The sequence below is a fragment of the Nocardia aurantiaca genome, assembly GCF_009708175.1.
Taxonomy (GTDB): domain Bacteria; phylum Actinomycetota; class Actinomycetes; order Mycobacteriales; family Mycobacteriaceae; genus Nocardia; species Nocardia aurantiaca.
In genome coordinates this window covers 408843-423443 of sequence record NZ_WMBB01000007.1, presented here as the reverse complement: position 1 = coordinate 423443, position 14601 = coordinate 408843, and the positions used below count along the sequence as shown (strand labels likewise).

The 14601-nt window shown below is 70.0% G+C and carries 11 protein-coding genes; 9 read left to right on the top strand and 2 right to left on the bottom strand.

The features are described from left to right. Positions 1–12 precede the first annotated feature (12 nt). From GLP40_RS17565 to GLP40_RS17525, 9 genes are all read left to right on the top strand, one after another. Positions 13–1185 (top strand): FAD-dependent monooxygenase, encoded by a 1173-nt coding sequence (locus tag GLP40_RS17565; RefSeq protein ID WP_230329642.1) that lies wholly within the window; start codon positions 13–15, stop codon positions 1183–1185. A 213-nt stretch (positions 1186–1398) separates the two neighbouring features. Continuing rightward, on the top strand, positions 1399–4125 hold the full coding sequence (locus GLP40_RS17560) for a phosphoenolpyruvate synthase (RefSeq protein WP_154788964.1): 2727 nt from the start codon (positions 1399–1401) through the stop codon (positions 4123–4125). After that, the gene (locus GLP40_RS17555; protein ID WP_328290290.1) at positions 4122–7610 is read left to right on the top strand and encodes an AMP-binding protein; all 3489 of its coding nucleotides are present in this window, start codon (positions 4122–4124) and stop codon (positions 7608–7610) included. The genes GLP40_RS17560 and GLP40_RS17555 overlap by 4 nt, the downstream gene beginning before the upstream one ends. Continuing rightward, complete coding sequence (locus tag GLP40_RS17550; RefSeq protein ID WP_154788963.1) at positions 7607–7864, top strand: acyl carrier protein; 258 nt, start codon at positions 7607–7609, stop codon at positions 7862–7864. The genes GLP40_RS17555 and GLP40_RS17550 overlap by 4 nt, the downstream gene beginning before the upstream one ends. Next, a complete protein-coding gene (locus tag GLP40_RS17545; protein WP_154788962.1) occupies positions 7861–8967 on the top strand; it encodes an SDR family oxidoreductase in 1107 nt (368 codons plus the stop codon). Before GLP40_RS17550 ends, GLP40_RS17545 begins: the two co-directional genes overlap by 4 nt. After that, positions 8964–9899, top strand: a complete 936-nt coding sequence (locus GLP40_RS17540; RefSeq protein WP_154788961.1) for a nucleoside-diphosphate kinase — start codon at positions 8964–8966, stop codon at positions 9897–9899. Before GLP40_RS17545 ends, GLP40_RS17540 begins: the two co-directional genes overlap by 4 nt. Beyond that, positions 9896–10918, top strand: coding sequence for a ScbA/BarX family gamma-butyrolactone biosynthesis protein (locus tag GLP40_RS17535; protein WP_328290289.1), 1023 nt, complete (start codon positions 9896–9898; stop codon positions 10916–10918). Before GLP40_RS17540 ends, GLP40_RS17535 begins: the two co-directional genes overlap by 4 nt. Next, positions 10915–11550, top strand: a complete 636-nt coding sequence (locus GLP40_RS17530; RefSeq protein ID WP_154788959.1) for a nitroreductase family protein — start codon at positions 10915–10917, stop codon at positions 11548–11550. Before GLP40_RS17535 ends, GLP40_RS17530 begins: the two co-directional genes overlap by 4 nt. After that, the gene (locus GLP40_RS17525) at positions 11547–12494 is read left to right on the top strand and encodes a UbiA prenyltransferase family protein (protein WP_328290288.1); all 948 of its coding nucleotides are present in this window, start codon (positions 11547–11549) and stop codon (positions 12492–12494) included. Before GLP40_RS17530 ends, GLP40_RS17525 begins: the two co-directional genes overlap by 4 nt. A 5-nt stretch (positions 12495–12499) precedes the next feature. On the opposite strand, the gene GLP40_RS17520 is transcribed toward GLP40_RS17525, so the two are convergent. Beyond that, on the bottom strand, positions 12500–13279 hold the full coding sequence (locus tag GLP40_RS17520; protein ID WP_328290287.1) for an ABC transporter permease: 780 nt from the start codon (positions 13277–13279) through the stop codon (positions 12500–12502). Further along, positions 13276–14553 (bottom strand): glycosyltransferase, encoded by a 1278-nt coding sequence (locus tag GLP40_RS17515; protein WP_154788958.1) that lies wholly within the window; start codon positions 14551–14553, stop codon positions 13276–13278. The genes GLP40_RS17520 and GLP40_RS17515 overlap by 4 nt, the downstream gene beginning before the upstream one ends. Positions 14554–14601: the final 48 nt, after the last annotated feature.

Below are 14601 nucleotides of genomic sequence, written 5' to 3'. Positions count from 1 at the left end.
AACTGTAGTCGAATGGTAACTACAGCTGTAGTGGAGGCCGTGATGGGCAAGTCCGAGAATGCGATCGTGGTCGGTGGCGGCATCGGCGGGCTGGCCGCCGCCATCGCCCTGACCCGGCGCGGGTGGCGGGTCGAGGTGCTGGAGCGGGCGGCCGAGGTCGGGGAGAGCGGCTCCGGTATCTCACTGTGGGCCAACGGCCTTCGCGCACTGGATGCGCTCGGTGTGGGTGACGCCGTGCGCGGGGCGGGGGTCGTGGAGATCGAGGGCGGCATTCGGGATAGAGCCGGGCGATGGTTGTCGAAGACCGACACCGGCGAGCTCGAGCGCCGATACGGTCCCCTCGTCGCCGTGCGGCGGACGGACCTGTTCTCGATCCTCGCCGGTGCGTTGCCCGACGGCGTCGTGCGGTCGGGCGTCGCCGTGACCGGCATCGGGAATCTCGAGGACACCGTCGAGGTCACCCACATCACGGGCGTGTGCGAGGCCGACCTGGTCGTCGGTGCGGACGGCATTCGCAGCGTGGTCCGGGAGGCGCTGTGGCCGGATGCGCGCGGACCGCGGTATGCCGGTTACACCGCATGGCGGATGATCACCGGTCCTTTGGATTTCGCGCCGAGCGGCAGCGAAACCTGGGGGCGCGGAGAGCGTTTCGGTGTGGTCCCGCTCCCCGACGGGTGCGCCTACCTGTTCGGGGTCGCCGACGCGCCGGAGGGGCGACGTTATCCGGGCGGGGAATTCGACGAGGTGCGCCGGCGGTTCGGTGGCTGGCCCGCGCCCATTCCGGCGGCCCTGGCCCGGGTTGATCCGGCGACCGTCCTGCACCACGACATCTACGATCTGCCGTCCTTGACTTCGCTGGTCCGCGGCCGGGTCGCCCTGCTCGGCGATGCCGCCCACGCCATGACCCCGAATCTCGGTCAGGGCGCCAACCAGGCCCTCGAGGACGCGGTCACCCTCGCCGCCGTGCTGGAGCGGCACCCTGTTCCCGAGGCGCTGAACGCCTATGACCGCCTGCGGCGCGGCCGCACCACCGCGATCGCGCGCCGATCCCGGGTGATCGGTGCGGTGGCGCAATGGTCACATCCGGCCGCAACGGCGTTGCGCGACACCATGATCAGGCTCTCGCCGAGCTCGGCCATGCTGCGCGGACTGGACCCGGTGCTGAGTTGGGAGCCGCCCGAGTAGGCGGAGCGGACGGCGACATCCCCACGTCGTGCGTTGCCACACTCGCTGTGCGAATCGCATGCCGTGGGTTTCGGCGGGCAATGGTGGCCGACGAACCCGGGGTGAGGCAGACCCAAGAAGCTTGGGCTGGTGCGCGTTTGAAACGCGGACTACTCAGAGTAGAACCCCTGATCTTGCTTCGGCGTCCGCTGTGGTGTGACTGGCCTCAGGGGGATGGGAGAGGTTGTGCGGTTGCTCGGCCCTTGGTCGGATTCGGTGGAAATCGCCGCGTATGGGGGTGGGAAGGCGCGGGGGCTGTCCGCGCTGGGGGATGTGGGGGTGCGGGTGCCGGAGTGGGTGGCACTCGGAACGGAGGTATTCGACGGGTTCGCGAAGGCGGCGGGCCTCATGGCGGCGGTCGGGGAGTTCGCCGAGCTCGGAGAAGTGGAGGCCGCGGTCGCGCGGGCCGCCGAATTGCGTGCGGCGCTGGCGGCGGCGGAAGTGCCCGCGGCGGCGGTCGAGGTGATCGCGCGGGCATGGGAGCGCTTGGGGCCGGGACCGATCGCGGTGCGGTCGTCCATGTCGGCCGAGGACGGCGCGGAGCATTCCTTCGCCGGGCAGTTCGACAGCCACCTTAACGTGCGCGGCATCGAGGCGATCGGCGCGCGGGTCCGGGACTGCTGGGTATCGGCGTTCTCGGAGCGAGCGGTGCGATATGCGTTCGCGCACGGGCTGTCTCGCGCGTTCACACCGGCGGTGGTGTTGCAGAAACTGATCGTCCCGCGATCCAGTGGAGTGATCTTCACGCGGAATCCGATGACCGGCGCGGACGACGAGCTGGTGATCAGCGCCGTCTACGGGCTGGGGGAGGGGCTGGTGTCCGGCACGGTCGACGCCGACTCGATGATCCTGGACAAGGACACCGGTGTGCTGCTGGATATCACGCTGGGTGACAAGGATATTCGATTCGAGCCGGTCGAGGGCCAGGGCTGCGTGACCGTCGCGGTCGAGGCGGATCGCCGGGGTGCGCGGGTACTGAGCGATGCCGAGATCGCGGAGCTCGCGGAGACCGCCAGGAAGATCGAAATATCCTGTGGCGCACCGCAGGACATCGAATGGGCCATAGACGACACCGGTGTGTGGCTGTTGCAGACCCGGCCGGTGACCGCGACGGCATCGGCGCTCTCCGCGCGCCAGGTCGAGCTGCGGGGCGCGGGCGAGCGGGTGGGTCCCGCGGACCTGCGCATCTGGGACAACTCCAACATCATCGAGAGCTTCAGCGGGATCACCTCTCCGCTGACCTACACCACCGCCGCCGATATCTACGGTCGGGTGTACCGCGGTTACGCGGCATCACTGGGCGTGCCGGCGCAGCAGCTGCGGCAGACCGACGCGTGGACTCCGGTGCTGCTGGGCAGTTTTCACGGCCGCGTCTACTACAACCTGCTGCACTGGTATCGCATGGTCGGCATCGCGCCCGGCTACCCGCTCAACCGGCGGGTGCTCGAGGCCGCGCTCGGAGTAGCGGAACCGTTGGCGACGGACATCGCCAAGACCCTGCGCCCCTTCGAATTCGACAGTCCGGCCGCCCGGCTGTGGTCGCGGGCGCGCACCACGGTGATCTACGCGCGAAGGCTGTTCGGCATCGACGACATGGTCGAACGGTTCATGGCCGACTTCTATCGCGTCTACGACGAATACGACGCGGTGGACTACACCGAGCTCACCGGCGAGCAGGCATATCGCTCCTATCGCACGGTGGAACGCGACCTGGTGGAGTGGTGGGGCCCGCTCATGGTGCTCGACGCCATCCTGCTGACCTTGACCGGCCTGATGTTCGTGCTCACCAAGCTGGTGCTGCCCAAGGCGCCGGAGTGGTTCCTCTACGCGGTGGTCGGACCGGGCGCGGATGTCGAATCGGCCGAACCGGCGCGCGCCATGACCGAGCTCGCGCGGGTGGTGCGGGCCGATTCCGAGCTGAACGAACTCGTCAATACGACCGCGCCGGAGGAGATTCACGAGACGCTGCGGATCGCCGGCCGGACCGAGTTCCTGGCCGCGCTCGACGACTACCTGGACCGTTACGGCTACCGCAGCCTCGACGAGCTCAAGCTGGAAACGCCCGACCTGCGGGAGAACCCGGCGAACCTGTTCGTCATGTTGCGCAGCGCCGTCGGCCGCGTCGGCGACACCGTGGCCGCCGGCCGCGGCGAGCAAGCCGACGCCTACCTGGACGAGCACCTCGGCCATGGCGTGCGGCGACGTCTCTATGAACGCCTGCGCGCCAAGGTGTCCCGGTGCGCCGCCCACCGGGAGCGGCTGCGCTTCTGCCGCACCCGGGCCTTCGGCATGGTCAAGCGCATGATCCGGGTGATGGGCCGGGATCTGGCGGCGCGGGGCGTCATCGACGAATTCGACGATGTGTTCCAGCTGACCGTCGAGGAATTGCGCGGCTGCTACGAGGGCGCGGACACACAGCTGCTGCGCGAGGTGGTGTCGCTGCGAAAGTCACTGCGCGCCAAGGACTCCTCACTCGTCGCTCCGGCGCGCTTCCGCACCGTCGGACCCCGGATGGGCAATGCCGAACTGGCCGAACAGGGCTGGGTGCCCGTCACCGCGACGGCCGCCGCCACCCCCGGCACGGTGCTGACCGGAACCCCTTCGGCGGCGGGCATTGCCGAGGGCGCCGCGGTAATCGTGGACGAGCCCCGCGACGTGGCGGGCGGCATCCTCATCGCCTACCGCACCGACCCCGGCTGGGTGGCCGCGCTGCCCTCGGCGTCGGCGCTGGTCATCGAGCGTGGCAGCCCGCTCACCCACGTGGCCATCGTGGCGCGCGAACTGGGCGTGCCCACCGTGGTCCAGCTGCCCGGGGTCACCCGCCAGCTGCGCAGCGGCATGCGCATCCGAGTCGATGGGGCCGCCGGCACCGTCACCGTGCTTCCCGAAGGAGAACAGTGATCGACCACGTGAACGACGAAGCGGCCGTGCGCGCCTGGCTGCTCGAGCCCTCTGCCGACACGGGGCTGCATCTCGCCGACGAAGCCGACGGCTGGGAGTATCGCAGTTACCGGGACCTGGCCGACCAGGTGTGGTCGATCGCGGAACTGCTGCGCGCCAACGGGCTCGGCGGCGGCGAGGGCGCGTGCGTCATCATGCCGACCGGATTCCCGTGTGTGGCGGCCTTTTACGCGGTGTGGGCGTGCGGCGGGGTGTTCACGCCGGTCGCGCCGCCCATGTTCGGTGACCTGGACCAGATCGTGGCGCATATCGCGGGCATCGTGGAGCAGGCGGCGCCCCGGCTGGTGGTCACCTCCCCGGAATTCGAGACCTTCGTGCGCAACGCCTGCGTCGCGGCCGGTCGCACCGACGAACCGGTGGTCGTCGACGCCGCCGCGCTGCCCGCCGCCCCCGTGACGCGGGAGCTCGCCGAGGCGTCTGAAGTGGCGCTGCTCCAGTTCACGTCGGGTTCCTCGGGCGCACCGCGCGGAGTGCGGGTGAGCTGGCACAACCTGGCCAACAACATCGCCATGATCACCCGCCTGATCGACTGGCGGCCGGGCGAGTCCATGGTGTCCTGGCTGCCGCTGTACCACGATATGGGGCTGGTGGGCGCGTTCCTGCAGGGTGTCACGAACCAGGCGGACCTGTACCTCATGCGCCCGGACCAGTTCGTGCGCGATCCGATCCGCTGGCTACGGGCCATGACCCACGCCCAGCACGCGCCCTCGCCGTCCTTCGCGCTCGGCTACGTGGCGCACCGGGTCCGGCCCGAGGACATCGCCGACCTGGACCTGTCGGGGTGGCGGACCCTGGCCATCGGCTCCGAGCCGGTCGAGGTAGCCGACCTCCAGTCCTTCGCGAATCTGACCGGGCCGCGAGGCTTCTCGATGGGCGCGTTCACCCTGGCCTACGGCTTGGCCGAGGCGACGCTGATGGTGACCTCCTCACCCACCCGGCGGCCCATCACGGCGCTGCGGCTGGACAATCCGAATCTGCGCTTCGGAGAACGGGTTCCGGTGCTCGAGGAGGCCAGGGTCGACGACACCCACCGGGTGGCGGGTTCGGGCTGGATCACCGGGCTCGGCTTCTCCACCCCCGAATCCACGGTGACCGTGGTCGACGACGACGGCCGGGAACTGCCCGACGGCGTCCTGGGCGAGATGGTCGTGACCGGGGACTCGGTGGCCCTGGGCTACTCCGGCGTGCCGACCGCCGCCTCGTCCACCCGCATCGAGAACGGCCGCCTGTACTCCGGTGACGCCGGATTCCTCTACCGGGGAGAGGTATTCGTTCTCGGCCGCATGGGTACTAGCCTCAAGGTGCGCGGCCGGTCGGTCTTCATGGAGGACATCGAATCCCGGGTCGCCCAGGAAACCGGGCTCACCAAGGGCAAGCTCGCCGCCGTCGGCATCGTCGAGGCGGGACTCCAGGGCGTCGCCCTCTTCGCCGAAACCCCACCCGGTGACTGGATCGCCGAGGCCCGGGCCATCATTCGCGGCCACCTCGGCCCCGCCCAGACGGTCCATATCGTCACCGGGCCGCGCGGTCTGATCCGCCGCACCTCCAGCGGCAAACCCCGCCGCCGCCACATGTGGCAGTTGCTGCGCGACGGATCCCTCGTGGGTGCCGTGCTGCACGAGGCCGAGGCCGCGCCCGGTGCGCCCGCCCCCCGTCAGCAAGAGGAGCCCACGCCGAACCAGCCCGGGCCAGAGCGTCCACAGCCGGAAAGGGCAGCCCCGCAACCGGGTACGCCCATGACGAGGCTGCGACAGCTCCTGGACGCAGCCCTGTGCTCGGTCTCGGTCCCCGAGGACGCGGCGATCCTTTTCGAGGGCTCCCTCGCGGAAGGTTTCGGCAATGCGGGCTCCGACATCGACTTCCTGGTCGTGGCTCCCGGCTCGGACGAATTGCCCACCCTCCCGACGGTCCTGTTCCTCGACGGTCGCCGCGTGGAGGTCCGCACCCGCTCGGTCGCCCAGCTCCGCCGCCAGCTCGAACGAGCGGCGACCGACCCCGACGAGGATGTCCTGAACCGCTGTCAGCGCTTCCTGCGCGGTACGGTCGTCCGCCCCGGCGCGGTGGACCTCGACGAACTGCGCGCAATCCTGCCCCACGACGCCTTCACCGGCCTCGTCTCGAAGTGGTGGACCGCCCGCGCCCGCCACGCACTGCGCTACGCGGTCGCTCTGCGCGCCTTCGGAGTTCACACCGAAGCCGGCGCATGGGCGGAGGACGGCCTCCGGCAAGCCATGAAGGCGTGGCTGGCCCGCCGCGGCGAGACCTACCTCGAAACCAAATGGCTGCCACAGCAGCTCGCCCGATCCGCCCCGCACGCGCTGATCGATCGCTACCGCGCACTCGACCGGGAGTCCGACGGCGGCGCCACGACGGCCGCCGTGGCGCCGGACCCGCGTCCACAGGACAGCGGCGCGGCGCGGTGGGCCGCGATGCTGGCGCTGGCCGCGGAGCTCGGGGTGGAGGGCATCGCCGATGATCCGCACGCGCTGATCCTCACCCGCCGGCCGGCCGTCACCACCTGGCCGTTGGCCGGGCGGCTGCATGTGTTGCGTTCCGACAGTGAGGTTTTCGTGCTGTCCGAGGCCGGTGCTCGGGCGTGGCGGTCGGTGGTGTTCCGGCAGTCGATCCGGGACATCATGGCGCGGTCACCGCAGCCCATCGGCGCGGAGCTGGCCGAGTTCGTGCGGCTGGGCTTCGTCGGATTGCAGTGGCGCGGTGGGGAAGTGCTCGCACCGGCGCTGGCCATGTGCGGGCCGGTGGAGCCGTATACGCCGGTGGCGGTGGTGACCACGCCCGCAATGGGACTGACGGGGGCCGCGCGGGGCGAGGGTATCGCCACGCTGTCGCCGTTGCCCGCGCGGCGGTTCATCGGCGCGGGGTTGAACCTGGTGTGGTCCAACGTGGTGTTGGAGAATGCCCGCGAGGATCTGGTGGGGGCCGTCAAGGACGCGCAGGGGGATGTCGCCGATATCGCCGCGCACCGCCTTATCGCTATGAGTGTGCGAGTGCTGTTGAGCGCGTTCGGCATTCATCCGCTGCCCGCCGACGTGGATCCTGCCGGTACCGTCGCCCGACTGCTGCCGGCACCCGCGCCCGAGCGGGACGAGCTGATCAAGGCGCTGAAATCGGCTGAGCGTGTGCGATTTTCGCGAACGCTACGCGACGGTGGCGACGCGCTCGGCGATCTCGCCATTGTCGACGGTGTCGTGGCCCGGGTGCGCCGTCTGGCCGCGGATGCCGGGGTGGCCCAGGAGTTTCCGGCCTCGTTCGACTCCCGCGAGCAATGGCAGCGCACCCTCACCCTCGGCTACGACTGGCTGCGGCTGGCGGGTTATCTCGATGCCGACCTGCCCCTGGACGAAGCCCGCGACCTGCTGGCCAGCGGCGGCCAGCAACCCCATCTGCGAGAGAGCGAGCAGTCATGACCACCGAATCCAGTGTCGCCCAGCGGGTCCGGGACATCATCGCCACCATGGCCCCGCGTCCCGCCGCCGACCTCGGCGACGACCTGCGCTTGATCGAGGACCTCGGCTTCGACTCGCTGCGGCTCATGGAATTGACCGTCGTGCTCGAGCGCAGCTTCGAGCTGCCGCGCTACCGGCCCGAACAGCTGATGGGGGTGCTGCGGGTAGGCCAGGTCATCGAGCTGGTCACCCGCACGCTGGAGGTGAGCGCATGAGCGAGCGGGACACTGTACTGCTGACCGGGGCGAGCGGCCTGGTCGGCGCGGAAGTCGCGGCGCGCCTGAGCGCGTCCGGCCGGACGGTGGCCGCCGTGCTGCACACCAATGCGGAGATCCGCCGCAATGACGGCACCGGCTACGAGCCCGACCTGCGCATCTTCGGCGACATCCGGAGCCCGGGCTTCGGCCTGGAGCTCGCGGCGCCGGCCGGACTCGCCGACCGGGTGGGCATGATCGTGCACTGCGCGGCCACCACCGCCTTCGACGCCACCGCCGAGACGTACGAGGCGCTGAACGTGCGCGGCGCGGAGCACGCCGTCACGCTGGCCCTCGCCTGGGGCGTGCCGCTGCTGCACGTGAGCACCGCGTACGTGTGCGGGCTACGGCACGGCGTCATCCGGGAGGACGAGCTGGATGCGGGCCAATCCTTCGGAAACGGGTACGAGCAGAGCAAATTGCGGGCCGAACAGGTGATCCGCGCGGCCGGGGAGCGCGGCCTGCGCTGGGCGGTGGTGCGGCCCGGCATCGTCACCGGCGCCCTGGCCGACGGCGTGATCCGCGAGTACAAGAACCTCTACACGATCGTGAAGCTCATGGTCGAGGGCAAGCTGCGCACCCTGCCCGGCCGCTATGACGCCACCTTGGCACTGGCCCCGGTCGATCATGTCGCCGACGTGATCGCCGCCGCGGTCGCCGATTTCGGCAGCGTCGAAGCATCCACCCTGCACGCGGTGGGCCGCGACACCCTGTCCCTGCGCGAGGTCTCCGACGTGCTCGCCGAGTACCCGTCCTTCGAGGTCGCGACCTTCGTCCCGGAATCCTCCTTCCGCCCCGAGGATCTCGACCCGATCGAGCGCGAGTACTACCTGCGCATCGGCGCGCTCTACACCAGCTACTTCCAGCGCCGCCTGAACTTCGACACCGGGAACGCGGACCGCCTGCTGGACCGGCTCCCGCCGCGCACCGGCAAGGAGTACCTGCGGCTGCTGCTGGACCACTGCCTGGAATCCGGCTATCTGGGCGCGCCGCTGCCCTCCATCGCGGAAACACTGGCGCGCACCGGAATCGGCGCACCCGCCACGGGAGGAACCCGGCCATGACCGACGGCACCCTGCGTACCCTGCTCGACGCGTCGACCCCCGACAAAGCGAAGGTCGACGCATATCTCACCGACACCTACGTGCTCGAGACCGTCGAACAGGCGGAGCGGCTCGGCATCGACCCCGGAGCCTTCGCCCGGGAGCACTCGCTGCTGCTGCTGAAACCCGATGCCATCGTGGCGCGCGCCGTCGAGCCGACGCTGATGTGGCTGGCGGACAACGACTTCCAGGTCGTGGACGCCCGCCGCGTGGTCGTGGACCGGCATGTCGCCCGGGCCCTGTGGTACTTCGCCTGGAACATCGCCTCACCGGAACGACGGCGGCTGGCCGATCTGCTGGTGGGGATCTCCGACGTGCTGGTGCTGGTGGTCCGCGGCCCGGTCGACGACCTGCCGACGCCGGTGCGCCTGACCGCCGCGAAAGGCGCCACCGACCCGCGCAAGCGGCAGCCCGGTGAACTGCGCTACCTGCTGGGCCGGCACAACTACCTGCTCAACCTCGTCCACTCGCCCGACGACCCGGCGGACGTGCTGCGCGAACTCGCCATCTACTTCGACGAGGCCACGCGTGCGCAGGTGCTCGCCCGCGCCCTCGAAGTGCGTGACCGCACCGACACGGCCGCTGCGCTGGCCCGCGACCTCTACGACGACGCGCCCGCCCGCAGCTTCGAGCGCGACGACGCCGTCGCCCGGCTGTGCGCCGAACTCGATTCCGAGGCAATGAAATCCCTGGATCGACGCATGTCGACCGCCGAACCCGGTTCCGACGCGGCCCAGGCCGCGCTTCTGGACGTGGCCTGGGCCACCGGCCGCGAACTCGACCCCTGGTCGCTGATCGTGCTGGGTTCGCACCTTCTACCCATGCGCACCGGGACCGGGTCACAGACCCTGCGCCCCGTGAGCGCGACCGATTGGCTGGAGGCCAGACCGTGACTACCACACAGCCACCCAGGACCGCGCACGCCGTCACACCGGTGGCCACCGGGCGGCCGGGGGCGCGCGCTACCCACCTGCGCACCATTCCGCGCGCGCTCGCCCACCGGCACGCGGTCGCGGAGGTCTTCGTGACCTCCCTCGACGCCGCGACGCCCGACACCTTCGTGGTCGGGGCCCAATTGCCGCGCATGCACGGTCATTACGGCGATCACGCGGGCGCGCTGGGTCGGCACCATGATCTGATCGCGGTCATGGAGGCCGCCCGGCAGGCTTCCATCGCGGTCACCCATGAGTTCTTCGACGTGCCCACCGACCGGGCCTTCCTGGTGCGCACCTTCAACGGCACCGGCATCGACGGCGCGATCTGGGAGATCGGCTCCGCACCCGCCGATCTGGAGCTACGGGTGCGGGCACTGCGCGAACACCATCGGGGTGAGCGGCTGGAGGGTCTGGACCTGGTCCTCGATATCAGCTGCCGGGGAATTCCGATGGGTACCGTGGACGGTTCGTTCTCCTGGGTGAATCCCCGGCAGTGGGCCGCCATCCGCGTGGGATACCGGCAGCGGTTGGGGCTCGGTCCCTTCGAGATTCCCGCCTCGCCGGGCGTCCGGGCCGCCGCGGCCCTGGTCGGCCGGGAGAACCCCCGCAATGTGGTGATCGGCCCGCCGGAGACCGGCCCGACCCGGTCCCGCGCCGCGCTGGTGGCCGACACCACGCACCCGATCCTGTTCGACCACCAGCTCGACCATGTGCCCGGCAATCTGCTCATCGAGGCGTGCCGCCAGACCGCGCTCACCACCATGGGCGCGCCACAACGTCGATTGCTCAGTGTGACCAGCGCCTTCGAGCAGTTCGTCGAACTGGACCTGCCCGCCGTGTGCGTGGCCGAGCGCACCGATTCCGGGGTCGACGCCACGGTGGTGCACTGCGAGATCCGGCAGGCCGGCGCCGTCGCCGCGCGTATCGACCTCGAATTCGCCGGGGACGCCGCACTGTCGGAGGATGCGCTCGGATGAACACCGATCTATTGACGGGCACCCGCGCGGTCCGCAAACGCCTCGACCTGCACCGGCCCGTCGACGACCGCGACATCCGGGAATGCCTGGAGATCGCGGTGCACGCGCCGAGCGGCTCGAACCGGCAGCCGTGGCGGTTCGTGGTGGTGCGCGACGCCGAGCTCAAACAGCGGATCGGCGAGTACTACCGGAAAGGGTTCGCCGCCAACCTGTCCGGCCGCACCCCGCGACCGGATCAGCTGGCCGATCTCGCCTCGGGACAGTACCTGGCCGATCATCTCGGCGAGGTGCCCGTGCTGATCCTGGTCTGCTCGCTGGGCCGCCCGCCCGCCGAGCCGTCGGCGCTGCGGTTGGCCGGCTTCTACGGGTCGGTCTATCCGGCGGTGTGGAATCTGCAATTGGCCTTGAGCGCACGTGGTCTCGGCTCGACGCTGACCACAGCGCATCTGACCTACGAGCGCGAGGTCGCCGAGTTGCTCGGCATCCCCTTCGAGGAAGCCACCCAGGTGGCGATGCTGCCGGTCGCCCATCTGCTGCCCGGCGGCCACAAACCGGTTCGCCGCGTGCCCGCGGCGGAAATCACCGGGTGGGACGGCTGGCAGACACCGGGGGACGGCGGGGCGGCATCGTGACCGATCTCGCGGAAATCCCGGCTCGGACGGGCATTCTCACCTCGGTGGGCCGGATCGCGCGGTTCACCAAGGTGATGTACAAGCCGCACTACCTGCTGTACGGGATTCTCTGGGTGCTGGCGCTGGAGGGTACGGCGGCACTGCTGACCAAGCCAGATGTGGCCTGGCATCCCGGCGGCGCGACCGCCGCACGCGTCGGCGTCGTCGCGATCGTCCTGCTCTACCTGCGCATGGTCGACGAACAGAAAGACCTCGAATACGACCGCGTGCACAATCCGGACCGGCCGCTGGTGACCGGAGCGGTGAGCGCGCTCGAATTGCGCAGCGCCATGGCGGTGATCGCGGTGGTGTCGATCGGGGGCAGTCTGGCCTTGTCGGTGCGATCGGCGGTGGCGATCACGGCGGTGCTGGCCTACGGCCTGATTCTCTGGGGGCTGGAACGGCTTTCGGAGACCGTCCGCACCAACATCATGCTCAACCTGGTGGTCACCTACCCGGTGCAGTTGCTGGTGACCGCGTACGCGGTGCTGTCTGCCATCGACACCGGCGAGGCGGCGGACCACGGGCGGGTCGCGGCGGTGGCGGTCGTGTTCGCCGGAGCCTTCCTGCAATTCGAGTTCGCGCGCAAGACCTCGCGGATCGCGCGGCCCGGGGAGATGTACTACTCGAACGCCCTCGGCGCGATCGGGAGTGCCGCGGCGTCGGTGCTGTGCGCGCTCGCGGCCGCGGTGTGTGAGATCGCCGCCGCGAAGCCTTGGGAGTGGTCCGGCGCGGCCGCCGTCATCGGCTGGATGCCGCTGGCGCTCACCGTGATTCCGGCGATCGGTGCATGGCGATTCGTACGCTCGCGCGACGAGGAATACCCGGTGGTTCCCGCGGTCCTGTTCATCCTCACGCTGTACCTGACCCTCATCGCACAAGCGGTGGCGGCCACCCGCCGCTGACCGGCTCAGCGGTGGGACAGCCGCCGGAAAGACACGGCGGCGCAGAGGAATCCGACCGCCGCGATCGCCGCGCACCACAGCACCGCCGCGAGCGCTCGATCGGCGGCAGTGCCATCGAGCAGCGCGCGCACGGTGTCGACCACCGGTGTCGCGGGCTGCCGGTCGACGATACCGCGCAGCCAGCTCGGCATCGTGTGGGTCGGCACGAACGCGCTGCTCACATAGGGAATGAAGGTGATGGCGTAGGTGAGCCCGCCCGCCGCCTCCGGATTGCTCGCCGCCATACCGAGAGCCACGGCGATGGCGGTGATCGCCACGACGAACAACGCGATCAGTGCGGCCGCCCCCAGCCAGCCCAGCGGTCCCGAACCCGGCCGGTAGCCCAGTGCCACCGCCACACTCACCGCGATGGCGATCGCCGTCATGGTGCGGATGACGCCCTCCGTCAGATGCCCGGCCGAGAGCGCCTGGCGGAACATGGGCAGCGTCCGGAAACGGTCCATACTGCCCCGCGTCATATCGGTGCAGACGCTGGTGGCGGTGATGGACGCGCCGAAACCCGTGCACAACAACATGATTCCCGGCACCACATAATTCAGGTACGAACCGCCGACCTGGATCGCGCCGCCGAACACATAGGTGAACAACAGCATCATCAGGATCGGCATGGTCAGCGAGATGATCAGCGTATCCGTGCTGCGCAGCGTGCGGCGGGCGCAGCGGCGGAACATGACCAGGGTGTCGGGGACGAAGTGGCGTGCCGCCGAGAACGCGGGAGCGGTCACCGGGCGGCGGCCTCGATGAGATCCGCGGTGTGCTCGGCCACGCCGGTGGTCCGCAAGGTGGCCGCGAAAGCCTTGACCCGTCGCCGCGTGACCTCGTTGAGCAGGGGCGTCAGCGCGCGCTCCAGCCGGTCGGCGGTCATGCCGGTGAACGGCAGGTGCGCGCCCACACCGAGTTTCTCCACCTGCCCGCCCCACATGGGCTGCTCGAACGACACCGAGCACACCACCGTGGGCAGGCCGGCCCGCAGGCTCTCGAACAGGGTGCCGATGCCGCCGTGGTGCACCGCCGCCGCGCAGTGCGGGAAGATCAGGTCGTAGGCGAAATCGCCGACCAGTTTGATGCGGTCGTCGGTCGCGGTGTTCGCGATGTCCAGGTCACTCCAGCCCGCGTGCACCAGCGCGCGCAACCCGAGCCGCGTGGATACCTGCTTCACCATGGCGAAGACGGTGGCGGCATCGCGAATCGGCATGCTGCCGAAGCCGAAGAACACCGGCGGCTCACCCGATTCGACCCACGCCAGGATGTCGTGGTGACTGCCGGACAGCTCGCCCACCGCCGCCCGGGTGGCGTGATCGAGGGTCAGGAAGCCGGTGAAGGGGCGACGGGCGTCCCACTGCTCGGGCAGGCCCGGAACCAGGGCGGGATCATAGATCTGGATCTCGGGCACGCCCGCACGCGCCAGCGCGGCGGCGGGACTGGTGTACGACTTCGGCAGCCCGAGCATGCCGCGCAGCTCGTTGAGGTAGCGCAGGAACACCACGCGGCGCAGATTCTCGGCCAGCAGCCAGGTCGCCCGATTCACGGTGGCGGGCGGATTCCACTGCGCCGGAAGCAATCCGGGAAAGGGATAGGCGCTGTTCATGCGCGCCGGATAGTAGTGCAGGCTGACCAGCGGCACGTCCATGGCCTCGGCGATCGACGAGGCCCGATCCTCGGTGACGGTGCTGGCCACGATCAGTTCGGCCTTGGCGCACACCTCGATGACCTCGCGGTTCATTCGCTCGGCGTACTTGGCCATCTGTTTGCCCACCAGCTGCATCAACCGCAGTGTGTTGCCCGCCGCCAGCGCGCGCTGACCCTCGTCGGAACTGTAGAGCCGCTGCACATCCGGGCCGCATGCCCGCGCGGGAAGCCCCGCGGCGGTGACGAAATCGACCAGATTCGGCGGCGCGCCGATCAGCACATCGTGGCCGCGGCGCCGCAATTCGACGGCCAGGCCCACGATGGGGTGCACATCGCCCCGGGTTCCGGTCAGCGGTATCGCTATGCGCATGCGGCCTCTCTCGGCACGGGACGGGACCAGTCGACACTGGGGTGCCGT

Excerpts from the sequence above, each read along its gene's own strand:
- GLP40_RS17550 (WP_154788963.1), top strand. The coding sequence starts at position 7,607 with ATGACCACCGAATCCAGTGTCGCCCAGCGGGTCCGGGACATCATCGCC.
- GLP40_RS17540 (WP_154788961.1), top strand. The coding sequence starts at position 8,964 with ATGACCGACGGCACCCTGCGTACCCTGCTCGACGCGTCGACCCCCGAC.
- GLP40_RS17515 (WP_154788958.1), bottom strand. The coding sequence starts at position 14,553 with ATGCGCATAGCGATACCGCTGACCGGAACCCGGGGCGATGTGCACCCC.
- GLP40_RS17565 (WP_230329642.1), top strand. The coding sequence starts at position 13 with ATGGTAACTACAGCTGTAGTGGAGGCCGTGATGGGCAAGTCCGAGAAT.
- GLP40_RS17545 (WP_154788962.1), top strand. The coding sequence starts at position 7,861 with ATGAGCGAGCGGGACACTGTACTGCTGACCGGGGCGAGCGGCCTGGTC.
- GLP40_RS17530 (WP_154788959.1), top strand. The coding sequence starts at position 10,915 with ATGAACACCGATCTATTGACGGGCACCCGCGCGGTCCGCAAACGCCTC.
- GLP40_RS17560 (WP_154788964.1), top strand. The coding sequence starts at position 1,399 with ATGGGAGAGGTTGTGCGGTTGCTCGGCCCTTGGTCGGATTCGGTGGAA.